The 24,764-nt window shown below is 73.0% G+C and carries 17 protein-coding genes; 12 read left to right on the top strand and 5 right to left on the bottom strand.

Going from position 1 to position 24,764, the window contains the following annotated elements; all coding sequences use genetic code 11:
* The first annotated feature begins 54 nt into the window (after positions 1-54).
* The 5 genes from PYR91_RS32750 to hisG all read left to right on the top strand — a co-directional run bounded on the left by PYR91_RS32750 (position 55) and on the right by hisG (position 9,556).
* Positions 55-2,541 (top strand): glycoside hydrolase family 2 protein, encoded by a 2,487-nt coding sequence (locus PYR91_RS32750; protein ID WP_279786209.1) that lies wholly within the window; start codon positions 55-57, stop codon positions 2,539-2,541.
* A gap of 845 nt (positions 2,542-3,386) precedes the next feature.
* Positions 3,387-6,209, top strand: a complete 2,823-nt coding sequence (locus PYR91_RS32745) for a lectin (protein WP_279786208.1) — start codon at positions 3,387-3,389, stop codon at positions 6,207-6,209.
* 83 nt (positions 6,210-6,292) lie between these two features.
* Positions 6,293-8,050, top strand: coding sequence for a ThuA domain-containing protein (locus PYR91_RS32740; protein ID WP_279786206.1), 1,758 nt, complete (start codon positions 6,293-6,295; stop codon positions 8,048-8,050).
* Between the two features lie 327 nt (positions 8,051-8,377).
* A complete protein-coding gene (locus PYR91_RS32735; protein WP_279786204.1) occupies positions 8,378-8,641 on the top strand; it encodes a phosphoribosyl-ATP diphosphatase in 264 nt (87 codons plus the stop codon).
* Positions 8,642-8,710: 69 nt separating this feature from the next.
* The gene (hisG, locus tag PYR91_RS32730; protein WP_279786202.1) at positions 8,711-9,556 is read left to right on the top strand and encodes an ATP phosphoribosyltransferase; all 846 of its coding nucleotides are present in this window, start codon (positions 8,711-8,713) and stop codon (positions 9,554-9,556) included.
* Positions 9,557-9,739: 183 nt separating this feature from the next.
* Here the strand turns inward: hisG and nhaA are convergent, their stop codons facing one another.
* Together nhaA and PYR91_RS32720 are read right to left on the bottom strand one after the other, a co-directional pair.
* Positions 9,740-11,197, bottom strand: coding sequence for a Na+/H+ antiporter NhaA (gene nhaA, locus PYR91_RS32725; protein WP_279786200.1), 1,458 nt, complete (start codon positions 11,195-11,197; stop codon positions 9,740-9,742).
* Between the two features lie 328 nt (positions 11,198-11,525).
* Positions 11,526-12,692 carry an EAL domain-containing protein gene (locus PYR91_RS32720; RefSeq protein ID WP_279786198.1) on the bottom strand — a complete coding sequence of 389 codons (1,167 nt, stop codon included), beginning with the start codon at positions 12,690-12,692 and terminating at the stop codon, positions 11,526-11,528.
* 301 nt (positions 12,693-12,993) lie between these two features.
* Between PYR91_RS32720 and PYR91_RS32715 the strand changes: the two genes are divergently transcribed.
* The 5 genes from PYR91_RS32715 to PYR91_RS32695 all read left to right on the top strand — a co-directional run bounded on the left by PYR91_RS32715 (position 12,994) and on the right by PYR91_RS32695 (position 19,171).
* Positions 12,994-13,824, top strand: a complete 831-nt coding sequence (locus PYR91_RS32715; RefSeq protein WP_279786196.1) for an acVLRF1 family peptidyl-tRNA hydrolase — start codon at positions 12,994-12,996, stop codon at positions 13,822-13,824.
* Between the two features lie 261 nt (positions 13,825-14,085).
* Positions 14,086-15,684: an ABC-F family ATP-binding cassette domain-containing protein gene (locus PYR91_RS32710; RefSeq protein ID WP_279786194.1), complete on the top strand. Its 1,599-nt coding sequence runs from the start codon at positions 14,086-14,088 to the stop codon at positions 15,682-15,684.
* 114 nt (positions 15,685-15,798) lie between these two features.
* Entirely contained in the window at positions 15,799-16,014 is a 216-nt protein-coding gene (locus PYR91_RS32705) for a helix-turn-helix domain-containing protein (RefSeq protein ID WP_093173121.1), read from the top strand.
* A 144-nt stretch (positions 16,015-16,158) separates the two neighbouring features.
* The gene (locus tag PYR91_RS32700) at positions 16,159-17,079 is read left to right on the top strand and encodes an enoyl-CoA hydratase/isomerase family protein (RefSeq protein ID WP_279786184.1); all 921 of its coding nucleotides are present in this window, start codon (positions 16,159-16,161) and stop codon (positions 17,077-17,079) included.
* A gap of 217 nt (positions 17,080-17,296) precedes the next feature.
* Entirely contained in the window at positions 17,297-19,171 is a 1,875-nt protein-coding gene (locus PYR91_RS32695; RefSeq protein ID WP_279786182.1) for an ABC transporter ATP-binding protein, read from the top strand.
* 94 nt (positions 19,172-19,265) lie between these two features.
* On the opposite strand, the gene PYR91_RS32690 is transcribed toward PYR91_RS32695, so the two are convergent.
* The gene (locus PYR91_RS32690; RefSeq protein ID WP_279786180.1) at positions 19,266-20,177 is read right to left on the bottom strand and encodes a sulfotransferase; all 912 of its coding nucleotides are present in this window, start codon (positions 20,175-20,177) and stop codon (positions 19,266-19,268) included.
* A 194-nt stretch (positions 20,178-20,371) separates the two neighbouring features.
* Between PYR91_RS32690 and PYR91_RS32685 the strand changes: the two genes are divergently transcribed.
* The gene (locus PYR91_RS32685) at positions 20,372-21,295 is read left to right on the top strand and encodes an LD-carboxypeptidase (protein ID WP_279786179.1); all 924 of its coding nucleotides are present in this window, start codon (positions 20,372-20,374) and stop codon (positions 21,293-21,295) included.
* Between the two features lie 131 nt (positions 21,296-21,426).
* Positions 21,427-22,242, top strand: coding sequence for a hypothetical protein (locus PYR91_RS32680; protein WP_279786177.1), 816 nt, complete (start codon positions 21,427-21,429; stop codon positions 22,240-22,242).
* A gap of 60 nt (positions 22,243-22,302) precedes the next feature.
* Here the strand turns inward: PYR91_RS32680 and PYR91_RS32675 are convergent, their stop codons facing one another.
* Both PYR91_RS32675 and PYR91_RS32670 read right to left on the bottom strand, forming a co-directional pair.
* The gene (locus PYR91_RS32675) at positions 22,303-24,105 is read right to left on the bottom strand and encodes a glycoside hydrolase family 15 protein (RefSeq protein WP_279786414.1); all 1,803 of its coding nucleotides are present in this window, start codon (positions 24,103-24,105) and stop codon (positions 22,303-22,305) included.
* An 18-nt stretch (positions 24,106-24,123) separates the two neighbouring features.
* Entirely contained in the window at positions 24,124-24,744 is a 621-nt protein-coding gene (locus tag PYR91_RS32670) for a hypothetical protein (RefSeq protein WP_279786175.1), read from the bottom strand.
* Positions 24,745-24,764: the final 20 nt, after the last annotated feature.

The raw sequence follows: 24,764 nt of genomic DNA, 5'->3' as shown, positions 1-24,764 counted from the left end.
AGGCTCTCGCGCGCGGACTCGTGGCCGGCCGGGGGCCGCCCAGAAGGAGATTCCGTGAGCATGTACCGTCCGCTGCGCGACGGCTGGACCCTCACCGCCGTTTCGGACGAGGTGGACGTCGCCGGCGTCCCGGCCACGGTCCCCGGGTGCGTGCACACCGACCTGCTGGCCGCGGGCCTCATCGACGACCCCTACCTGGACGACAACGAGAAGCGGCTCACCTGGATCGGCCGGACCGCCTGGTCCTACACCACCGAGTTCACCTGGCGGGCCGACGGCGCCGGCGACCGGGCCGACCTGGTCTGCGACGGCCTGGACACCGTGGCCACCGTGCTGCTCAACGGCGCCGAGGTCGCCGCCACGGCCAACATGCACCGCTCCTACCGCTTCCCCGTGCGCCACCTGCTGCGCGAGGGCCGCAACACGCTGGAGGTCGTGTTCGGCTCGCCCTACGCCTACGCCGAGGAGCGGCGGGCCGAGCTCGGCGACCTGCCCGCCTCCTACGACGAGCCGTACCAGTTCATCCGCAAGATGGCCGCCAACTTCGGCTGGGACTGGGGGCCCACCCTCGTCACCTCGGGCATCTGGCGGCCCGTCGGCCTGCACACCTGGAGCGGCGCGCGCCTGGCCGAGGTGCGCCCGCTGGTCACCGTGGACGGCGGCGCGGGACGCGTGGAGGTGCACGTCAGCGTGGAACGCGCGGGGGAGCGGGATCTGCCGCTGACCGTCACCGCCTCGATGGCGGGCGCCTCCGCCGAGGTGCGGCTCGCCCCGGGGGAGCGCGACGCCGTCCTCACGCTCACCGTCCCCGAGCCCGGCCTGTGGTGGCCGCGCGGGTACGGCGACCAGCCGCTGTACCCGCTCACCGTGCGCCTGGGGGCGCGGGCGGCCACTCCGGAGGAGGGCGCCCGGCACGACGGACGGCAGCCCGCCACCCTGGCCCCGGAGGCGGACGCCGGGGCGCTGGACGTGTGGACCCGGCGGATCGGTTTCCGGTCGCTGCGGCTGGACCGGGAGGGCGGCGCGTTCGCGTTCGTCGTCAACGGCGTGCCGGTGTTCACCCGGGGCGCCAACTGGATCCCCGACGACTGCTTCCCCTCCCGCGTCACCCGCGAGCGCCTGGAGCGGCGCGTCGAGCAGGCGTGCGGGGCCAACCTCAACCTGCTGCGCGTCTGGGGCGGCGGCCTGTACGAGAGCGAGGACTTCTACGACCTTTGCGACGAGCGCGGGCTGCTGGTGTGGCAGGACTTCCCCTTCGCCTGCGCCGCCTACCCCGAGGAGGAGCCGTTCGCCTCCGAGGTCGAGGCCGAGGCAAGGGAGAACGTCGCCCGCCTGGCTCCGCACCCCAGCCTGGTGCTGTGGAACGGCAACAACGAGAACCTCGAAGGCTTCGCCGACTGGGGCTGGCGCGAGAAGCTGGAGGGACGCACCTGGGGCGAGGGCTTCTACTTCGGCCTGCTGCCCCGCGTGGTCGCCGAGCTCGACCCGACCCGCCCCTACTGGCCGGGCAGCCCGTACTCCGGCGCGCCCGAGCTGCCGCCCAACGACCCCTCCGCCGGAACCGTCCACATCTGGGACGTCTGGAACCGCGAGGACTACCTGGCCTATGGGGCCTACCGGCCGCGCTACGTGGCGGAGTTCGGTTTCCAGGGCCCGCCCGCCTACGCCACCCTGCGCCGCGCGCTCACCGACGACCCGCTGACGCCCGGCTCGCCCGGGATGGCGCACCACCAGAAAGCGGCCGACGGCTCGGCCAAGCTGCTGCGCGGCCTCGGCGACCACCTTCCGGCCCCGGCTCCGGCCGCCTTCGACGACTGGCACTACCTCACCCAGCTCAACCAGGCGCGCGCCGTCGCCTTCGGCATCGAGCACTTCCGCTCGCAGGCGCCGCACTGCATGGGCACGGTGGTCTGGCAGCTCAACGACTGCTGGCCGGTCGTCTCCTGGGCGGCCGTCGACGGCGACGCGCGCCGCAAGCCCCTGTGGTACGCGCTGCGCCGGGTCTACGCCGACCGGTTGCTGGTCGTTCACGACAAGACGGTCGTCGTGGTCAACGACGGGGCGGCGGAGTGGTCCGGGGAGCTGTCGGTCACCCGCCGTTCGCTGGACGGCGAGCCGCTGGCCGAGGGCGTGTTCCCGGTCGCGGTGCCGGCCCGGGGCACCGTGGCCGTGCCGCTGCCCGAGGCGCTCGCGGTGGCGGGCGAGCGCACCCGGGAGCTGCTGACCGTCCGGCTGGGCGGCGAGAGCGCCCTGCGGTTCTACGCCGAGGACACCGAGGTGGCCTTCCCCGAGGCCCGGTTCGAGGCCTCCGCGGTGCCGGTGCCCGGCGGGGCCGAGGTCACCGTGACCGCGCGTACGGTCGTGCGGGAGCTGGCGCTGTTCCCCGACCGGCTGGACCCGGCGGCGGAGGTGGACGACATGCTCGTCACGCTGCTGCCGGGGGAGGCGGTCACCTTCCGGGTGCGGGCGCCCGAAGGGCTCGACCTCGCCGCGCTGGTCGCGTACCCGGTGCTGCGCTGCGTCAACGAGCCGCGGCGATGACGGCCGGATCCTCCTTTTCCGGCGGCTGGGCGGGGGCGCATGCCGAGCCGACTAGCCGACTTCTGCTCGTTTTAACAAAAGTCATGAAATAGCCGGGCAAAGGGTGGACGAAGCGGGCGAAAGCCCTTACAGTCACGGCAATAGCGGTCCCTGCGTGCGCACACCGTAACCCTTGCGAAACAAATTGTACGAAAGGCGGGCCTGATGGCTCCGTCGGGCGACGATCACCGGCCGGTGCGGCACCGGCCGTCGCGCCCGGTGGACCGTGCGGTCCCGCCCCGGGCGAGCACCTCCCCAGGACGACAGGGGAGGACGAGCAGACGGTGCGGGCACCGGTGTCGCGACGGCACCGGGGCCCGATGGCGCGGCGGCGCGCGCCTTGCCTGGCCGGACGGCCAGGGAAGGAGAACGATCATGTCATCCCCGATACGGCACCATCACGCAGGTTCGGCGACTCCCGCTCACGCACCCCCGTGAGCACCTCACGGCTCTGAGCCGATCACCGCGCCGAGCGGCCCACGCCCCGAGCGGACGGCCGTCCTGAGCGGTCCCCTCGCTTCTTCCACCGGTCCACCGCCCCGAGCGGCCGCGTCGGCGGCCGTCCCCGCGCGGTGACATGCCGCGGGCGGCCCCGCCCCGGTGCCCGCGCGTCGGGCGCCGCCGTGCCGTCCCCGGGTGCCCGCCCGTCCTCCACCATGCCGACCTTCCCCGACCTCGGGCGGCGCCGGCCGCGCCGAGGCGATCACGCGTCCCCCCCTCCGGCCCTTCCCGGGCCGGCAGCCATGCCACGGGCACCAGCGGTGCCGGCGGCATCACCCCCCAAGACGGAGAGGCGGCTTCCCCGCGTGCAGTACAGGACAAGACGAACGCCGAGGGCGGCACTGGCCATCGTCCTCATGGCCTTCGGCGCGGTGTTCGCCGCGGCGCAGGGCCCGGTCGCGGCACAGGCCGCGCCCGTGAACCCGGCGGACTACCAGCAGGTCACCCTGGCGAAGGGCGTGGGCGAGATGGGCGAGCCCATGTCGCTCACCGTGCTCCCCGACCGCTCGGTGCTCCACACCTCGCGCAACGGCACCCTGCGGCGCACCGACGCGGCCGGCACCACCTCGGTGGTGGGGACGATCCCGGTGTACAGCCACGACGAGGAGGGGCTCCAGGGCGTCGCGGCCGACCCCGGGTTCGCCGCCAACCGGTACATCTACCTCTACTACGCGCCCCCGCTGACCACCCCGGCCGGCGACGCCCCGGCGAGCGGGACGAACTGGTCGGCGTGGCAGGGGGTCAACCGGCTCTCCCGGTTCACCCTCACCAGCGGCTGGCAGATCCAGGCCGGCAGCGAGGTCAAGGTGCTGGACGTCCCGGCCGACCGCGGCATGTGCTGCCACGTCGGCGGGGACATCGACTTCGACGCCGCCGGGAACCTGTACCTGAGCACGGGCGACGACACCAACCCGTTCGCCTCCGACGGCTACAGCCCGATCGACGAGCGCGCCGACCGCAACCCCGTCTTCGACGCCCAGCGCAGCTCCGCCAACACCAACGACCTGCGCGGCAAGGTGCTGCGGATCAAGGTGACCGCCGCCGGCGGCTACACGATCCCGGCGGGCAACATGTTCCCGGCCGGCACGGCGAACACCCGGCCCGAGATCTACGCCATGGGCTTCCGCAACCCCTTCCGGATGAGCGTCGACAAGGCCACCGGCGTCGTGTACGTCGGCGACTACGGCCCCGACTCCGGCACCTCCACCGCCGCCCGGGGGCCCTCGGGCCAGGTGGAGTTCAACCGGATCACCGGCCCCGGCTTCTACGGCTGGCCGTACTGCACCGGGAGCAACACCGCCGCCGAGACCTACACCGAGTACGACTTCGCCACCGGCGCCTCCGGCCCCAAGTACGACTGCGCGGGCGGGCCGGCCAACAACTCCTTCCGCAACACCGGCGCGGCGCGCCTCCCGGCCGCCAAGCCCGCCTGGATCAGGTACGGCGGCGACCAGGGCTCCCCGGCGGAGTTCGGCGGGGGCTCGGAGTCCCCGATGGCCGGCCCCGTCTACCGCTACGACGCCGCGCTGAACTCGGCCGTCAAGTTCCCCCAGAGCCTGAACGGCGACTTCTTCGCCGCCGAGTTCGGCCGCGGCTGGATCAAGACGGTCACGGTGAACGCCGACGGCTCGCGCGGCGCCATCGACGGCTTCCCCTTCACCGGCAAGCAGGTCATGGACTCCGCGTTCGGCCCGGACGGCGCGCTGTACGTCCTCGACTACGGCACCGGGTACTTCGGCGGCGACGCCAACTCCGCGCTGTACCGCATCGAGCACATCGGGGGCGGCAACCGGGCGCCGACGGCCAGGGCCGCGGCCGACCCCACCTCCGGCCAGGCGCCGCTCACCGTGGCGTTCTCCTCGGCGGGCTCCTCCGACCCCGAGGGCGGCGCGCTGCGCTACTCGTGGGCGTTCGGCGACGGCGGCACCTCCACGGCGGCCAACCCCTCCCACACCTACACCGCCAACGGCACCTACTCCGCCACGCTCACCGTGACCGACCCCGCGGGCGCGACCGGGACGGCGAACGTCACCGTGACGGTCGGCAACACCGCCCCCCGGGTGACGATCACCACGCCCGTCAACGGGCAGTTGTTCACCTTCGGCGACACCGTCGCGTACACGGTCACCGTCGCCGACCCCGAGGACGGGACGATCGACTGCTCCCGGGTCAAGGTGACCTACCTGCTCGGCCACGACAGCCACGGGCACGCGATCACCTCGCGCAACGGCTGCACCGGCACGATCCCCACCTCCGTCGACGGTGAGCACTCCACCGAGGCGAACACCTTCGGCGTCCTGGACGCCGAGTACACCGACGCCGGAGGCATCACCGGCAGGATCCAGGCCACGCTGCAGCCCCGGCACCGGCAGGCCGAGCACTACGGCACCTCCTCGGGCGTGGACCCGATCACCAAGACCGCGGCCGAGGGCGGCAGGACGGTCGGCAACATCGAGAACAACGACTGGATCGCCTTCCAGCCCTACGCGCTCGGCGCGGTGACCTCGATCACCGCGCGCGTCTCCTCGGGCGGCGTCGGCGGCAGGCTGGAGGTCCGGGCCGGGTCCGCCACCGGAACCCTGCTCGGCACGGCGACGGTGCCGGTGACCGGCGGCTGGGAGACCTTCCAGAACGTCACCGCGCCGCTGTCGGGCGGCCCGGCCGGCGCCACCACGCTGTACCTGGTGGCCAAGGGCGCCGCGGGCGCGCTGTTCGACGTGGACAGCTTCACGCTGGCGTCCGGCGCGGCCACTCCCGGCGGGCAGATCACCGGCCTGGCGGGCAAGTGCCTGGACGTGGCCGGCGGCGCCACCGCCGACGGCACCAAGGTGCAGCTCTACACCTGCAACGGCACCGCCTCGCAGCGGTGGTCGGTGACCGGCCAGACGCTCAGGGCGCTCGGCAAGTGCCTGGACGTCGCGGGCGCGGGCACGGCCAACGGCACCAAGGTGCAGCTCTACACCTGCAACGGGACCGGTGCCCAGAACTGGACGGCGACCGGCGGGACGCTGCGCAACCCCGCCTCCGGCCGCTGCCTGGACGTCGTCGGCGGCAGCTCCGCCGACGGCACCGCCGCGCACCTGTGGGACTGCGTCGGCGTCGCCAGCCAGAACTGGACCCTCTCCTGACCGGCGGGCTCCCACCGCGCCCCGGTGGGAGCCCGCACCCGCAAGGCGCTCCCCGAGCTTCATCCCAAGGAAGGAAGTGCGAGGTGCAGAACCTTCTGCGCCGGGCCCTGGCCCTGGCCGCGGCAGGCGTCGCGATCGTCGCCGGCACGAGCACGGCACACGCGGTCTCCGGCACGAGCACGGGCCCGGCCGCCGGCGCCGGCCTGGTCCAGGCGGCCGCCGCCGACACCCCCTACAAGGTGCTGGTCTTCTCCAAGACCGCCGGGTTCCGGCACGACTCGATCCCCGCGGGTCTGCAGGCCATCCGTGAGCTGGGGGCGGCCAACAGCTTCACCGTCGACGCCACCGAGGACGCCGCGGCGTTCACCACCGCCAACCTCGCCCAGTACGGCGCGGTGGTGTTCCTCAGCACCACCGGCGACGTGCTGAACGCCGCGCAGCAGACCGCGTTCGAGTCCTACGTCGACTCGGGCAAGGGCTTCGTGGGCGTGCACGCCGCCGCCGACACCGAGTACGACTGGCCCTACTACGGCCGGCTCGTCGGCGCGTACTTCGCCTCCCACCCCGCCGTCCAGCAGGCCACCGTGCGGGTCGAGAACCGGGCGCACGCCGCGTCCGCGCACCTGGCCCCCGCCTGGCCGCGCACCGACGAGTGGTACGACTACCGCACCAACCCGCGCTCCAGCGCCCGCGTGCTGGCCACGCTCGACGAGTCGTCCTACTCCGGCGGCTCGATGGGCGGCGACCACCCGATCGCCTGGTGCAAGACCCAGGGGTCCGGGCGCTCCTTCTACACCGGCGGCGGCCACACGGCCTCCTCCTACGCCGAGGCGCCCTTCCGCGCCCACCTGCTGGGCGGCATCCGGTACGCGGCCGGCAAGACCAAGGCCGACTGCCGCGCCGAGACCGGGTACACCACCCTCTACAACGGCTCGGCGACCGGCTGGTCGCAGGCGGGGCCCGGCGGCTTCACCAACGCCGACGGCACGCTGACCTCCTTCGGCGGTCTCGGCCTGTACTGGTACGACGCCAAGGAGTACGGCTCCTACTCGCTGAAGCTCGACTGGAGGATGGCCGGCGACGACAACTCCGGCGTCTTCATCGGCTTCCCGCCGAGCGCCGACCCGTGGTCGGCGGTGAACCAGGGATACGAGATCCAGATCGACGCCACCGACGCCGCCGACCGCACCACCGGCGCGATCTACGGCTACAGGTCGGCCGACCTGGCCGCCCGTGACGCCGCGCTGAACCCGCCGGGGGAGTGGAACACCTACGAGCTGCTGGTGGAGGGCGAGCGGGTCCAGCTCCTGCTGAACGGCACGAAGATCAACGACTTCACGAACACCGACCCGGCGCGCAGCCTGCGGCAGGGTCACATCGGCATCCAGAACCACGGTGACGGCGACGACGTGGCCTTCCGCAACATCCGGATCAAGGAGCTCGGGGGCCCGCCGGCCACCGGAGGCACCGGGCCGATCACCGGGCTGGCCGGCAAGTGCCTGGACGTCTCCAACGCCGGCACGGCCGACGGCACGCGGGTGCAGATCTGGACGTGCGCCGGCAACCCGGCGCAGCGATGGACGGTGACCGGCCAGACGCTCCGGGCGCTCGGCAAGTGCCTGGACGTCTCCAACGGCGGCACGGCCAACGGCACCCGGATCCAGCTGTGGACCTGCAACGGCACCGGAGCCCAGAACTGGGTCGCCCAGGCCGACGGGTCGGTGGTCAACCCGCAGTCCGGCAAGTGCCTGGACGTGTCCACCAACAGCTCCGCCGACGGCACCGCCGTGCACCTGTGGGAGTGCTACGGCGGAGCCAACCAGAAGTGGGTGCTTCCGTAGCCGCCGCCCCGCGGTGAGCCGCGGCTGAGAACGGACGGCGGGGTCGCGACGCCGACCGGCCCCGCCTCCGGGCCCCGTCCGCCCAGGGCACCCTCACGTCCGGCCCGCCCGTGGTGACGCCGACTCCACGGGCGGACCGGCGAACCCGGCGGACGGGGCATCATCGGCGTCCGCGCGGCCCGCTGATCGGCGGGCCGCGCGGACGCCGGTCCCGTCTCACGGGCGCACCGCGCCCCTGGCCCGTGTGGTCACGCTCTGTGCGCCTAGCACGTGCTCCGTCCCGGGACGACTAGTCTTGGGGGCAGGCACACCGACGTGAGAGAGACCATGAAGACCTTCGAAGAGCTGTTCTCCGAGCTGTCCGAGAAGGCGCGCACCCGCCCCGCCGGCTCCGGCACGGTCGCCGCCCTGGACGCCGGGGTCCACGCCATCGGCAAGAAGGTCGTGGAGGAGGCCGCCGAGAGCTGGATGGCGGCCGAGCACGAGTCCACCGACCGCGCGGCCGAGGAGATCTCGCAGCTTCTCTACCACGTGCAGGTTCTCATGATCGCCCGCGGCATCGGGCTCGACGAGGTCTACAAGCATCTTTAGGCCGGTCATCCGGCCTTCGCCGACCTCGCCTCGCCCGCAGCCTCTCCGATCCGGAGGATCCACCACGCCATGCTCAAGCTCGCCGTACCCAACAAGGGCGCCCTCACCGAGGCGGCCCAGACCATCCTGAAAGAGGCGGGCTACCGCTCGCGCAAGGACTCCAAGGAGCTCGTGGTCGTCGACCCCGACAACTCCTGTGAGCTGTTCTTCCTGCGCCCGCGCGACATCGCCGTCTACGTCGGCGAGGGCACGCTCGACGTCGGCATCACCGGCCTCGACATGCTCTTCGACTCCGGGGCCCCGGCCGAGGAGCTCATGCCGCTCGGCTTCGGCGTCTCCACGTTCCGCTTCGCCGCCAGGCCCGGGGCGTTCTCCTCGGTCGCCGACCTGCAGGGCATGCGCATCGCCACCTCCTACACCGGCCTGCTCGGCAAGCACCTGGCCGAGACCGGCGTCGAGGCCCGCGTGATCAAGCTCGACGGCGCGGTGGAGACCGCGATCCGCCTGGGCGTCGCCGACGCCGTCGCCGACGTCGTGGAGACCGGCACCACCCTGCGCAACGTCGGCCTGGAGGTCTTCGGCGATCCGATCGCCCACTCCCAGGCGGCTCTGATCAAGCGCGCGGGCGCCGAGGAGACCAGCGGGGTCCGCCAGCTCGTCCGCCGCCTGCAGGGCGTCCTGGTGGCCCGCGACTACGTGATGATCGAGTACGACATCCGCGCCGAGCGCATCGACGAGGCCATCGCGATCACCCCCGGCATGGAGGGCCCCACGATCTCGCCGCTGCACCGCGAGGGCTGGGTCGCCGTCCGGGCCATGGTCGCCCGCAAGGGCCACCAGCAGGTCATGGACCAGCTGGGCGAGATCGGCGCCAAGGCCGTGCTGGCCACCGCCATCTTCGCCTGCCGTCTCTGACCTTCGGCCCACCGATTCGCCGGCGGGTGCGGCGGGGTGGCCTGACGCGGGGGAGTTCCGGCTGTACCGGATCTACTTTGTAAAGGCCCCGGCCCGCCGCGCCGGTCGGCCGCCGCGCCGGTCGGCCGCCGCGCCGGTCGGCCGCCGCGCCGGTCGGCCGACGGTCCGGTGGACGCGCGGCGGTCACCGGTGGTCGTGAGGCCGGTCTCCGTCCGGGCTCTGGTAGACGTCGGGGACGCCGTCACCGTCCGAGTCGGCGGCCTCGGCCTCGGCGACGCGGCGGTAGACGCGGTTCCGCAGGGCGAGGATCACGGCGGCGAGCAGGGCCGCGATCAACGAGCCGGTGACGACCGCCATCTTGACGCCGGCCGCGCGCGGGTCCCCGGCGCCGAAGCTGAGCTCCCCGATGAGCAGCGACACGGTGAAGCCCATTCCGGCCAGCACCGACAGCCCGGCCACGTCCAGCCAGCGCAGCCCCTCGTCCAGTCCGGCCCGGGTGAACCGGGCCACCAGCCAGGTCGCGGCCAGGACGCCCACGGGCTTGCCGACGACGAGCCCCACGACGACGCCCAGCGCCACCGGTTCGGTGAACACGCCCGCCAGCCCCTCCAGCCCGCCGATCACCACCCCCGCCGAAAGGAGCGCGAACACCGGCACGGCGACACCGGCCGACAGGGGCCTGAACCGGTGCTCGAAGTGCTCCGCGAGCCCGCCCTCCTCCTCGCCGGGGCGGTCCGCGACCGAGGCGGCCATGGACGCCGTCGATCCGCCGACCGGCAGGAGGTCCGAGACGCCGCGCCTCGGCTTCGGCGGCACCGGCGCCGGCCCGCCGTCCCGGGACGCGCCGCCGTCGCCCCGGACGAGGCCGCCGATGGCGGGGACGGTCAGGGCCAGCAGCACCCCGGCCACGGTGGCGTGCACGCCGGAGGCGTGGACCAGCGCCCAGGTGACGGCGGCCAGGGGCAGCAGGAGCCACCACGACCGCACCCCCCGGCGCACCAGCGCGGCGAAGGCCCCCAGCGGCGCCAGCGCCACCAGCAGCGGGAGCGGGGAGAGCTGCTCGGTGTAGAAGAGGGCGATGATCACGATCGCGATCAGGTCGTCCACCACGGCCAGGGCGAGCAGGAAGGTGCGCAGCGCCGAGGGCAGGTGACGGCCGATGACCGCCAGCACCGCCAGCGCGAACGCGATGTCGGTGGCGGCCGGGATCGCCCAGCCCGCCGCGGCGCCGTCCCCGCTGCCCGCCGCGATCAGCAGATACAGGGCCGCGGGAACGAGCATGCCGCCGAAGGCCGCCGCGACCGGCACCGCGGCCCGCCACGGGTCGCGCAGGTCGCCGGCCACGAACTCGCGCTTCAGCTCCAGCCCGGCGACGAAGAAGAACACGGCCAGCAGCCCGTCGGCCGCCCAGGTGGCCAGCGTGAGGTCCAGGTGCAGGGAGGCCGGCCCGACGCGGAAGCCGCGCAGCGCCTCATAAGCCCCCGCCCACGGCGAGTTCGCCCAGACCACGGCGATCGACGCGCCGCCCAGCAGCAGCCCCCCGCCGATGGTCTCCCTGCGCAGGACGCCGGCGACCCGCCGGGCCTCGCCCCACGCCCCTCGCTCGAACAGCCTCGGGGTGTACCGGCGAACTTCACTCATGAAAGCCCTTTCGGGGTCGACGAACCAGAGCCGACCAGACTTCCCGGCACACCGCTTTCATCGTACAAGTCCCACCTCAGCCCCCCCGCGCGCCCCACACCACGCCCATGAACCAGACCCGCCCGCCCCCCGACTGGTGCCCACGGGCTGATGTCGCCCACGGCCAAATGGCGCCCACGGGCTGATGTCGCCCACGGCCAAATGGCGCCCACGGGCTGATGTCGCCCACGGGCAAATGGTGCCTACGGCGCGGCCTTCCCAAGGCGCCCCTCCGCCTCCCTCCCACCCGCCGCCGTGCGAGCAACGGCGGAGGGGGCGTGGGGAGGGGTCAGCGAGGGGGCGGGGTGGCGGCGACGTGGCGGATCAGGTCGCTGACGTGGAGGACTCCCATGCAGCGGCCCACCTCGTCGACCACCACCAGGTCGTCGTACACGCGGATCCCGTCCTTGCCGGCCACCCGCATGGCGGCGATCGCGGGGGTGGTCTTCGGGACGATGCGCGGCGGGTCGGCCAGGCGGCGGGCCGGCCGCCTGGCGTGCAGGGCGTGGCCGTACGGGCCGGAGATGGACAGCAGGAAGCGGCCGCGGTCCACGCTGCCGACGGGGCGCTGGTACTCGTCCACCAGGATGACGCTGGTGATCGACGGCTCGCCGCCGAGCGCGTCCACCACGTCCTGCGCGGTGGCGTCCGTGCCGAGGGTCACCGCCGGAAGCAGGAACTCCAGCACCCGCGGCCCCAGGTCGACCACGCCGCTCGCCGGCTCCGCGGCGGGCACCGGGAGGGGGACGTGTACCCGGCCGTGCGAGGGACGCCAGTCAGGCGGTGCCAGCAGCGGGCCCTGAGCGAGCCTGATGCCCCAGCGGCGCAGCGCCGCGAGCTGGGCCTCGTCCCGCACGCCGGGGGCCAGCACGTGGATCCCCAGGCCCTTGGCCAGGTGCGCGACGGCCTCCCCGACGGCGCCGCGCCGGACATCGCGCGCGATCCGCTCCACCAGCTCGGCGGAGAGCACGGCGGCGTACGGCGAGGCGTCGGCGATCAGGTCGAGCGGCAGGTGCGCCGTGCCTATTCCCCCGACGGCCACCAGGTAGCCGATGGTGCGCAGCCCGTCCATCCCGACCAGCAGGGCCCGCCGGTCCCGCGCGTCGAAGTCACCGGAGATCACCAGGATGACCTCGCGCGGACGCCGGCCGGTCGCGCGCATCGCCTCGTGCAGCGGCGCCATGGCGCCGGACCCGCCGATCACCGCGCCGGTGGGCACGGTCAGCACGAGCGGGAGCCTGGCCTGCTCGCGCGCGGCGGCGTGGGCGGCGGCGACGGTGGTGCCCAGCCCGCCCGGCGGGCCGCCGCCCGGTGTCCCGGTGGTCGCCTCTACCGCGATCACGCCGCCGGAGTCGAGGTCGACGATCGGCAGGAAGCTCCCGTGGACGTCCTCGTCCTGGGGAGGGCCGGGCGGGAAGGAGGAGTGCCGGGGCGGCGGGAACGGGGAGGAGGGCACGGAAGGTCCCGGGAATGGAGAGGGCGGTGGGAGATCGTGGCGGGCACCACGGGCGAGGCGGCCGGGAGGTGTGCGGGGACCGTCACATACGGGATTGTCCAGGGGTTTTGTGGCCATTTGATACCGACAGAGGGTGAATTCACCGACATTTCTCCGACTGTTGCGGGAGACGCTGTCTTCACCGGCCGACCGGCACGGCCTCACCGTGAGTGATTGATCAACCAGGGGCGATCACCGCCCGCGATCCGTCCCGGGTGGGCTCCGCCGGGCGCGGGCGGGCGGTCCGGTACTGTGCCGGGGCATGGCGTCACGACCGGCGGCGGGCGGGGGACGGTGGGTGTCGGTCGCCCCCGGCCGCCTCGAAGGATGGCTGCGCGGTTTCACCGAGCGGCACGGGCCCGCGCGGGCCGCCCTGCGCGACGACTTCGTGCGGCTCGAAGCGGAGGACGGGGCCGTCGCCGAGTGTCACGTGCCCTTCCCGCCCCTGCGCGTCCCCCCATCCGCCGTCGGAACCCCGCCCGGCGGCGTCACTCCCGGCGGCGAGCCTCCGTCCGTCCGCGAGAGCGAGTCCGGCGGCGAGCCTTCGTCCGGCGGCCAGCTTCCGTCCGTCCGCGAGAACGCGCGCGGCGGCGAGCTCTCGTCCGGCGGCGGGGATCCGGGCGGTGAGGCGGAGCTCCTGTCAGCGCTGGTGGCGCACGCGGTCGCGGAGCGGCGGGTCGGGGTGCTGCTGGTCCGCCTGGGCGGGCACGCGGCGGGGGTGTTCGAGGGGGATCGGCTGGTGGCGTCCAAGGTCGGCTCCCGGCTGGTGCACGGGCGCAGCGCGGCGGGCGGCTGGTCCCAGCATCGCTTCGCCCGGCGCAGGGAGAAGCAGGCGAACGAGGCCGTGCGCGCCGCGGCCGACGTCGCCGTGCGGGTGCTCGTCCCCCAGCTGAAGGCCCTGGACGCGGTGGTGCTGGGCGGCGACCGCCGGGCCATGGAAGCGCTGCGCGAAGACCGCCGGCTCGCCCCCGTCTTCGCCCTGGAGTGCGCCCCCTTCCTCGACGTCCCCGACCCCAGGCTGTCGATCCTGCAGGACACCCCAAGTCGGTTCCGCGCCGTCCGCGTCCGCCTCCTGGACACCCCCACCCCCTGACCACCCGCGCCGCGCTCCCACAGGCGCTTTCGCCCGGTCCGCGTGGACGCCTCGTGAGTCGCCGCGGGGTGGCGGGTTTCGGGGGTGCGGGGTGGGGGGTTATTCATGAGTTGGCGGGTGGGGGCGGCCGTACACTAGGGGGATGCGCACTCCCGATTGATCGGCGCACCACTGAAAGCGGGCCGGGCCGCCCGGTGATGCGGTTCTGCCCGCCCGCACGTCCTCTTCCTCGTTCCCCGCTCTGGGAGTGTTTCCCTCATCATGATCATCGCGTCCGACATCGAACTGCGCGCCGGTTCCCGCCTGCTCATCGAGGGGGCGTCTTTCCGGGTGAACCCGGGCGACCGCATCGGCCTGGTGGGCCGCAACGGCGCGGGCAAGACCACGCTGTGCAAGGTGCTGGCCGGTGAGGGGCTGCCCGCCGCCGGCACGGTGAGCACCACCGGCAGCGTCGGCTACCTGCCGCAGGATCCCCGCACCGGCGACCTCCAGGTGCTCGCCCGCGACCGCATCCTGTCGGCCCGCGGCCTCGACGAGGTGCTGCGCGAACTGCGCGAGGCCGAGGGCGGCATGGCCTCCGCCGACGACCGCGTCCGCGACCGCGCCGTGCGCGCGTACGGTCGCCTGGAGGACCGGCTGCACGTCCTCGGCGGGTACGCGGCCGAGTCCGAGGCCGCCTCCATCGCCTCCAGCCTCGGGCTGCCCGACCGGGTGCTCGGCCAGCCCCTGGAGACACTGTCCGGAGGGCAGCGCCGCCGGGTGGAACTCGCCCGCATTCTTTTCAGCGGAGCGGAGACTCTCCTGCTTGACGAGCCGACAAACCACCTCGATGCAGACTCAATCGGGTGGCTTCGTGATTTTTTACGATCTCACCAGGGCGGCTTGATCATTATCAGCCACGATGTGGGTCTACTTGAAGCGACGGTCAACAGGGTGCTGCACCTGGACGCCAACCGCTGCGTCGTCGACACCTACAACGTCGGCTGGACCACCTATCTGGGCCAGCGGGAGACCGACGAGCGCCGCAGAAAGCGCGAGCGGGCCAACGCCGAACGCCAGGCCTCCCAGCTGATGTCGCAGGCCGACCGCATGCGCGCCAAGGCCACCAAGGCCAAGGCCGCGCAGGACATGGAGCGCCGGGCCCGGCGCCTGCTGGCGGGCGTCGAGGAGGAGCGCCGCAGCGACAAGGTCGCCAAGCTGCGCTTCCCCGACCCCGCGCCGTGCGGGCGCACGCCGCTGTCGGCGACCGGCCTGTCGAAGTCCTACGGGTCGCTGGAGGTCTTCACCGACGTCGACGCCGCCGTCGACCGGGGGAGCCGCGTGGTCGTCCTCGGGCTCAACGGCGCCGGGAAGACCACGCTGCTGCGCATGCTGGGTGGCCTGGAGAAGCCCGACACCGGCGAGGTCCGCCCCGGTCACGGCCTCAAGCTCGGCTACTACGCCCAGGAGCACGAGACCCTCGATCCCGAACGCAGCGTGCTGGAGAACATGCGCTCGGCCGGGTCCGACGTCGCCGACGTCGTGCTGCGCAAGGTCCTGGGGTCGTTCCTGTTCTCCGGGGACGACGCCGACAAGCCGGCCTCGGTGCTGTCGGGAGGCGAGAAGACGCGCCTGGCCCTGGCCACGCTGGTGTTGTCGAGCGCCAACGTCCTGCTGCTGGACGAGCCCACGAACAACCTCGACCCGGTGAGCCGCGATCAGGTCCTGTCCGCATTGTCGTCGTATTCTGGAGCAATTGTCCTAGTTACGCACGATGAGGGGGCTGTGCATGCCCTACGACCGGATAGGGTGATCTTGCTGCCGGACGGAGTCGAAGACGCGTGGAGTGAGGAATTTTCCGATCTTGTGGCACTTGCCTGATCGTAATTTGAGCGGGTACGGATCTTTTCCCATGGAGTAGGTAGCCGATCCGGCCGAAATGACTGATCATGGCGTGAGTAACGCTGCGGAAGTCTGGCACTACAGGAGGTACTCGTGGCCGAGACTCTGAAGAAGGGCACCCGGGTAACCGGGGCCGACCGTGAAAAACTGGCCGCCGACCTTAAGAAGCGCTATGCCGCGGGCGAGAGCATCCGCGCCCTGGCGGCTTCCACCGGCAGGTCATACGGGTTCATCCACCGCATTCTCAGCGAGTCCGGCGTGACTCTGCGGGGGCGCGGCGGGGCCACCCGAGGTAAGTCGAAGCGCTAGAAACCGCCTCGGAAACGCGCGACCGCAGCCGCTCGTCCCCCGTGTGTCCGGCCCCGTTCCACCCGGCCTCGGTAGAATCCGATTCGGGTACCTCGTCCAGGTGCGGGCGAGAGAACGTGGCGACATACACGGATGGAGCGGGCGATGCCGGAAGCGACGCTGGGGGGGAGTTCGGCGACGACCTCGGTGGCACATGGTGCCGGGCCGGGCGACGACGGTGCGCCGGAAGGCGTGGCCGGAGCGCGCGGCGGGGCGGAGACCCCGCCCGGCGGTGATGAGCTCACGGAGGTCGGTCTGCGCTTCGAGGTGGACGGCGAGATCGCGACGATCACACTCGACCGGCCGGAGAAGCGGAACGCGCAGACGTTCGCCACCTGGTCGGTTCTGGCACGGATCGGCAGAACCCTGCCGCCCGAGGTGCGTGTCGTCGTGGTCCAAGGCGAGGGGCCGTCCTTCTCAGCGGGGATCGACCTGCGGATGTTCACCCCGCAGGGAGTGCCGGGGCAGGGCTCGTTCGCGTCCGCGGCCGCGTTCGGCGACGGAGGGCTGGAGGCGCGCGTCAAGGAGGCCCAGCAGGGCTTCCTGTGGCTGCGCCGGCCTGACATCGTGTCGATCGCGGCGGTTCAGGGACATGCGATCGGGGCCGGATTCCAACTAGCCCTGTCCTGCGATCTGCGCATCCTCGCGGACGACGCCAAGCTGTGCATGAAGGAGCCCGCACTCGGGCTGGTGCCCGACCTCACCGGCACGAAGCCGCTGGTCGAACTGGTCGGGACGGCGAGGGCCGTGGAGATCTGCCTGACGGCCCGCGTGGTGGCGGCCGAGGAGGCGCTGCGCCTCGGGCTGGCCGAACGCGTGGTGCCGCGCGACGGGCTCGGCGCGGCCGTGCGCGAGCTGGCCACCGCCCTGCTGTCCACCGACAGGGACGCGGCCACGGCGACCAAGCGCCTCCTGATGGGCGCGGCCGATCGGACGCTGGAGGAGCAGGCCGCGGCCGAGGGGGTCGAGCAGGCGAAGCGCATCCGCGCGCTGTTCGGCCGAGGGGAGCGGCCGGGCACGGCCTGACCGGCACGGGTACGGCGGGCGGGAAGGGCCGGGGACCCCGCCGGGTTCGCCCGGGGGAAGGCCGCGATGGGGGAATCATCCGCAGCCGTCGCGCAGTGATCGTTCGCCCTGAGCTGACCCGGGAATCCGCGGGCCGCCGTTCGCGCTGCGGCGGAGGGAGAGCCGGAGGCCGATCACTCTGGTCCGGGCGCGGCGGAGGAATGGGCGAGGGGCGACGATGTCGATGTTGGGCGGGGGATACGGGCCCCAGGTGATGCGGTCCCTGAGGCGGGACAGCTCGATCACCAAGGAGCGGCTCACGCCGGGCACGGTGCCGCGCATCGCCAGGTACGCCGGGCCCTACCGCAAGTACATCGCGGCGTTCCTGGCCCTGGTGGTGCTCGACGCGATGATCGTGATCGCCAACCCGCTGCTGCTCAAGGCGATCATCGACGAGGGCATCATGCCCCGCCGCACCGACGTGGTGGTCATGCTGGCCGGGGTGATCGCCGGCCTGGCGGTCGCCGACGCCGGCCTGAGCCTGCTCCAGCGCTGGTTCTCCTCACGCGTCGGCGAAGGCCTGATCTACGACCTGCGCACCGAGGTCTTCGACCACGTGCAGCGCATGCCGGTGGCGTTCTTCATGCGGGCCCAGACCGGCGCGCTGGTCTCCCGCCTCAACAGCGACGTGATCGGCGCCCAGCGCGCGCTGACCAGCACGCTGTCGACCGTGGTGTCCAACGTGGTCAGCCTGGTGATGGTGCTCGGCGCCATGCTGATCCTGTCCTGGCAGGTCACGCTGGTCGCCCTGGTCCTGCTGCCGATCTTCGTCTTCCCCGCACGCTGGGTCGGGCGCCGCATGTCCGGGCTGACCCGCGACCAGATGGTGCTGGACGCCGAGATGAGCTCGGTCATGACCGAGCGCTTCAACGTCGCCGGGGCGATGGTCGCCAAGCTGTACGGCCGGCCGGAGGACGAGGCGTCCCACTTCGCCCAGCGCGCGGGCAAGGTGCGCGACCTCGGCATCACCGTCGGCATGTACGCCACCGTGTTCCGGGTCGCGCTCGGCCTGGTCGCCGCGCTGGCGACCGCGCTGGTGTACGGCGTGGGCGGGGCGCTGGTGGTCGAGGGCACCTTCGAGGTCGGCACCCTGGTGGCGCTCGCGGCGATGCTGATGCGCCTGTACGGCCCGCTGACGAGCCTGTCCAACGTCCACGTGGACGTGATGACCGCGCTGGTCAGCTTCGACCGGGTCTTCGAGGTGCTCGACCTGCCGCCGATGGTCTCCGAGAGCCCCGACGCCAGGCCGCTGCCCGGCGGGCCGGTCACCATCGAGTTCGACGACGTCCGCTTCCGCTACCCGGGCGCCGAGGAGGTGTCGCTGGCCTCGCTGGAGTCGGTGGCCAGACCCGACACCGGCCCCGGGCAGGAGGTGCTGAAGGGCGTGAGCTTCACCGCCGCGCCAGGGGAGCTGATCGCCCTGGTGGGCCACTCCGGCGCGGGCAAGACCACGATCACCTCGCTGGTCTCCCGGCTGTACGACGTCACCGAGGGCGCGGTGCGCATCAACGGACTCGACGTGCGCGAGGCCACCCTGGCGTCGCTGCGCGACACCGTCGGGGTCGTCATGCAGGACGCCCACCTGTACCACGACACGATCGGGGCCAACCTGCGGTACGCCCGGCCGGGGGCGAGCGACGACGACATCTGGGAGGCGCTGCGCGCGGCCCAGATCGGCGAGCTGATCGAGTCGCTGCCCGAGGGGCTCGACACGGTCGTGGGCGACCGCGGCTACCGGCTGTCGGGCGGGGAGAAGCAGCGCATCGCCCTGGCCCGCCTGCTGCTGAAGGCGCCGAGTGTGGTCGTGCTGGACGAGGCCACCGCGCACCTGGACTCGGAGTCCGAGGCCGCCGTCCAGCAGGCGCTGAAGACCGCGCTGGCGGGCAGGACGTCACTGGTGATCGCCCACCGGCTCTCCACGATCCGCGAGGCGGACACCATCCTGGTCGTCCACGACGGCCGCGTGGTCGAACGCGGCGGCCACGAGAAGCTGCTCGCCGCGGGCGGCGCCTACGCCGAGCTCTACCGCACGCAGTTCGAGCACCAGCGGTAGAACGCCGCGCCGCCGGCCACCCGCGGGGCGTCGCACGGCCGGGTCGCGGTCGCCCTCGTGCGAGAGGCGTGAGGTGAGGCGGGATGTCCCGCGGTCAGGGACGCGCGCCGCCGCGGGGGGCAGGGGAGTAGCCGAGGCGGGCGAGCTCCTCCTTGGCGATCCGCTCCACCAGCGCCGCCTCCTCAGGCCTGAGCCGGGTGCGCCACGCGCCCACCTTGGGGGCCGCCGCGCCGTACAGCGCCACCGTGGAGACGCGGGTCTCCAGGAACCCGGAGATCGTGCCCATCGTCTCCTCCGGCGAGGACGCCAGGTCCTCGTAGCGCACGGTCAGGAGCTGGTCGCGCGGCATCTCGCGGCGCAGCGCGGCGCTCAGGCGCACGGCGCTGCGCCAGCGCAGGGCGCACTTGCCCGCCCCGTCCATGTCGGCCCACTTGTCCAGGTGCTCGGCGGCGTTCACGCCGAGGAAGGGGTTGGGGAACTCGGTCTCCTCGCTGATCATTCCGGGCCTGGACCAGCTCATGGAGGCGCGGTCGGCCAGCATGTCGGCCGTGACGTCCCTGCCGTCGCGGATGAGCTGGACCAGGCGGGCGTCGGGGAACGCCTGGAGCAGCACGGGCGCGCTGTACAGGAGGTCGGGGTTGGCGTCGGCGAAGCGCACCACGCCGCCGGGGGCGGCGCACGGGCCGTCGCCGGTGACCGCTCCGGCCTCGCGGCAGGAGGCCGGGCACTCCTCGCAGGCGCCCGGGACGATCTGCCAGGCCTCCGCGAGCGCGTCGCGCAGCACGCGGACGGCTCCGCCGCCCTTGCGCCGCATGATCGAGGGGCGGCGCGCGAAGGCGTAGACCACGTGTGCGACCGCCGCTCTGCCCATGGTGACGTGGAAGCCGGGGGAGCGTTTCAGAGCACGCGCGAGCTGGGCCACGCCGGAGTGCGGGGCGCCGAGCACGAACACGGGCCGCCGGACTTTGATGCCGTTGACCACGAGGATATGGGGCGGGGGTCGCATAACTGAGGACAGTCTGACACCCTTTGCGAGGTGAACGAACCGGCCATGCCCGGCCCGCCGGGGCCGAGGGGCGCCACCTGCGTAAGCATGCTCGCCAGAGGCGGCATTTCCCCACAATACCGGTGTTATACCCACGATAGATCATCGCATTCCGGTCATCCCGTGGGCCGCGCCGCTCGGGCCGGAGCCCGGCGATGACCGCCCGGCTCTGGATCCCCGGACGCCTGCGGCCGGGCGACCGCGTGGCCGTCGTCGCCCCGTCCGGGCCGGTCGACCCGGTCAGGCTGGCGCACGGCCGCCACGTCCTCGCGCAGATCGGCCTGCGGGTGGAGGTCATGCCGCGGGTGCTGAACCGGCGCGGCTACCTGGCCGGCTCCGACGCCGGACGCGCCGCCGACATCCAGGAAGCCTGGTGCGACCCCGAGATCCGGGCCGTGATCTGCGCCCGGGGCGGGTACGGGGCGACCCGCATCCTGGAGCTGTTCGACTGGCCCGCCATGGCGGCCGCCCGGCCCAAGATCCTGCTCGGCTCAAGCGACGTCACCGCCCTGCACCAGGCGTTCGCCGTGCGACTGGGCGTGGCGAGCTGCTTCGGGCCCATGCCGGCGTGCCAGACGCTGGGCGACCCCGAGGGGCCCGACGCCGACTCGCTGTCGCACCTGTACTCCTCGCTGTTCGAGGGGGAGGAGCCCGGCGCGGTGGCCGGCGACCGCGTGATCGTGCCCGGGTACGCCGAAGGGCCGCTCACCGGCGGCAACCTGTCCCTGCTCGCCTCGCTGTGCGGCACCCCGTACAGCCTGCGCTCCGAGGGGCACATCGTGCTGCTGGAGGACGTCGGCGAGGAGCCGTACCGCGTCGACCGCATGCTGACCCAGCTGTTGCAGGCGGGCTGCCTCGACGGCGCCATCGGCTTCGTGCTGGGCTCCTGGGAGAGGTGCGGCGACCCGATACCCGTGCTGATGGACCGGCTCGCGCCGCTGGGCGTGCCGATCATCGCCGGGCTGCCGATCGGCCACGGGGTCCCACAGTTCACCGCGTGGATGGGAGCCGACGCGGTCATTGATACCGAATCGTGCTCTTTGACTTGCCTGTTCCGCGACCCCGCCACGGCACTGTAGTCCCTGGTCCGGGGGTAGACAGCGCACGTTGGGAGCCTGTGTTGGGCTTGTTCAGGCGGCTTGGGGGCCGGCGGGGGGGCGTCCCCGGGCGCCGGGTCGAGGATGTCGATCTCGATTCGCTGCTCGGCCTGGTGGCCGGCAATCTCGGGTACGACTGTGTGTTCGAGCCCGGCGGGGCCTCGCTGGTCCTGTCGGGGCCGCGCCGTGTCACGGTGCGGCTCTCGGGGCTGCGCCGCGAGGCGGCGCGGCGTTCGCGCGAGGACTGGCCGGTGCTGGTGTCGGAGCACCTGGCCCGCGCGGTCGCGCGCAGCGACGACCTGCCCGACGTGTGCGACCTCGCCCAGGTCCGCTCACTGCTGCGCACCCGGGTGGTGCTCGCCGACAGCCTCGGCGACGACCCCGCCCGCGTGATCGGCCGGCACGTCGGCTCCGACCTGGTGGAGATCCTCACGGTGTCGGGGCGCCCGGTGCGGCCGGAGGAGGCGTTCTGCTGGCCGATCACGCCGGCCGAGGCCCTCGACCTGGCCACCGGCAACGTGCTGGCCGACGAGCGGCTGACGGCCGAGCGCCTCGACCTGGACGGCACCGCGGCCTGGCGGCTGACCGGCTCGGCCGGCGGCGCGGCGGCGCACCTGCGCCGCATCGCCGACTACGTGCTGGCCTCGCCCGACGGGGTCATGGTGGCGCTGCCGCACCCGGACGAGATGGTCGTGCACCCGATCGGCGGCATCTCGGTGATGCGCGCGATCGAGCGGCTGTGGCTGTTCGCCCGGCACGAGTACCGCTCCCGCGACGACGGCCTCAGCCCGCACGTCTACTGGTGGAACCACGGCCGGCTGACCCGCATCCAGGCCGACCTGGTCGTCCAGAACGGCCAGCGCCGCCTGGTGGTCGCCCCGCCGCCCGAGTTCGCCCGCCTGCTCGCCGACCTGGCCCGGGGGCGCTAGCCCCGGGGCGCAGAGCCGGCGAGCGCGTGGTCGTCCGCCCCGCTCCTAAGACGTGCCCCGCTAGATCAGCTCGGCGTAGCGGGGGGCGCCGGTGGGCCGTGACAGGGTGTGCGCGGTGTGGATGAGCGGGACGTGGCTGAAGGCCTGGGGGAAGTTGCCGACCAGCCGGCCGTAGCGCGGGTCGTACTCCTCCGCCAGCAGGCCGACGTCGTTGCGCAGCGCAAGCAGCCGCTCGAACAGCTCCACCGCCTCGCGCCGCCTGCCCACCATGGCTTTGGCCTCGGCCAGCCAGAAGCTGCACGCCAGGAACGCCCCCTCGCCGCCGGGCAGGCCGTCGACGGAGTTGGTGTGGGCGATCGGGTAGCGCAGCAGGAAGTCGTCGGACATCAGCTCGCGCTCGACGGCCTCGATGGTGCCCAGGACCCGGGGGTCGTCGACCGGCAGGAACCCGGTGTGCGGGATCAGCAGCAGGGCGGAGTCGAGCTCGCGAGAGCCGTAGGACTGGGTGAAGGTGTTCCTCACGGGGTCGTAGCCCTTCTCCAGCACCTCGGCGTGGATGCGGGCGCGCAGCGCCCGCCAGCGCCTGACCGGGCCGTTCTGGCCGAACCGCTCTACCTGGCGTACCGAGCGGTCGGCCGCCACCCAGGCCATGACCTTGGAGTGCACGAAGTGGCGGCGCGGCCCGCGCACCTCCCACAGCCCCTCGTCGGGCTCGTCCCAGTGCGACTCCAGGAAGTCCATCAGCGAGCGCTGGATCGCCCAGGTGCGCGAGATCGCCGACAGCCCCGACGCCCTCGACACGTACAGGCAGTTCATCACCTCGCCGTAGACGTCGAGCTGGAGCTGGTCGACGGCGGCGTTGCCGATGCGCACCGGCCGGGAGTCCTCGTAGCCCTCCAGCCAGGGGAGCTCCATCTCGGGCAGGCGGCGCTCCCCGGCCACGCCGTACATGATCTGCAGGTCCTGGGGGCGGCCGGCGATGGCGCGCAACAGCCACTCGCGCCAGTCGCGCGCCTCGTCGATGTACCCGGCGTCGATCAGCGCGTCCAGCGTCATCGTGGCGTCGCGCAGCCAGCAGTAGCGGTAGTCCCAGTTGCGCACCCCGCCGAGGTCCTCCGGCAGCGAGGTGGTCGCCGCCGCGACGATGCCGCCGGTGGGGGCGTAGGTGAGCCCCTTCAGGGTGATCAGCGAGCGGACCACCGCGTCACGCCACTGGTCCTCCACCTTGGGGTCGGACCTGCCCACCCACTCGTGCCAGATGGCCTCGGTCTCCTCCAGCTCCTCGACCGGGTCGACCAGCTCGGGCCTGGGTGAGTGGGAGGGGTGCCAGATGAACACGAACGCCAGGCGGTCGCCGGCCGACATCCGCCACGACGCCTTGTGGGCGTAGTCGCCGCCCTGCAGCGGCACGGGGGAGTGCAGCCAGACGGAGTCGGGCCCGCCGACCGCCTGCAGCAGGCCGTCGCTGCGCCGCACCCAGGGCACGATGCGCCCGTAGTCGAACCGGATGCGGATCTGCGTGGCCATGTCGACGCTGCCCGACACGCACTCGACGATGCGCACCAGGTCGGGGTTGGCCTCCCGGGGCGGCATGAAGTCGGTGACGCGCACCGTGCCGCTCTCGGTGTCCCACTCGGTCTCCAGGATCAGCGTGTTCTCCCGGTAGCGACGCCGGGTGCTGAGCCGCCGCTCGGGGCCGGCCGGGCCGATCCACCAGTGGCCGTTGCGTTCGTCGCCGAGCAGGGAGGCGAAGCAGGCGGGGGAGTCGAAACGGGGCAGGCAGAGCCAGTCGACCGAACCGTCTCGCCCGACGAGGGCGGCCGACTGCATGTCGCCGATGATGGCGTAGTCCTCGATCCGCATGGTGGTCACGCTAGTAGGCTACGGCCGCGTCACGTCCGGTCGAGGACGCATCAGCGGCATGAACATCTGCGTGAGCGGTCCGATGGCCACGGCGAAGACCACCGTGCCGACGCCCACGGTGCCGCCGAGCAGCCATCCGGCCACCAGGACGGTCACCTCGATGAGGGTGCGGGCCACGCGGATCGACAGGCCGAGCCGGTTCAGCCCCGTCATCAGGCCGTCCCGGGGCCCGGGGCCGAGGCCGGCGCCGATGTAGAGGCCGGTGGCGACGGCGATGAACACCACGGCCGACAGCAGGTAGATCCAGCGCACGGCGAGCGGCTCGGGAGTGGGCGACAGCCAGATGGTGAGGTCGGCGAACAGGCCGAGCAGGACGATGTTGCTCACCGTGCCGATTCCGGGACGCTGCCGCAGGGGGATCCAGAACACCATCACCAGCGCGCCGACCAGGATGATCCACGTTCCGATCGACCAGCCGGTCCGCACCGAGAGGCCCTGGTGGAACACGTCCCAGGGGTCGTTGCCAAGTGCGGACTCCACCTGAAGGCCGATGCCCGCCCCGTAGAGCGCGAGACCGGTGTAGAGGCGCAGCAGGCGGTTGGGGAGTGACCCGAGGTGGGGGAGGGATGCTTCGCTCATAGTGGTACCAATGGTCGGGC

This window comes from Sphaerisporangium sp. TRM90804 (genome assembly GCF_029846175.1).
Lineage (GTDB): Bacteria > Actinomycetota > Actinomycetes > Streptosporangiales > Streptosporangiaceae > Sphaerisporangium.
This window is presented reverse-complemented; position numbering and strand designations above follow the sequence as displayed.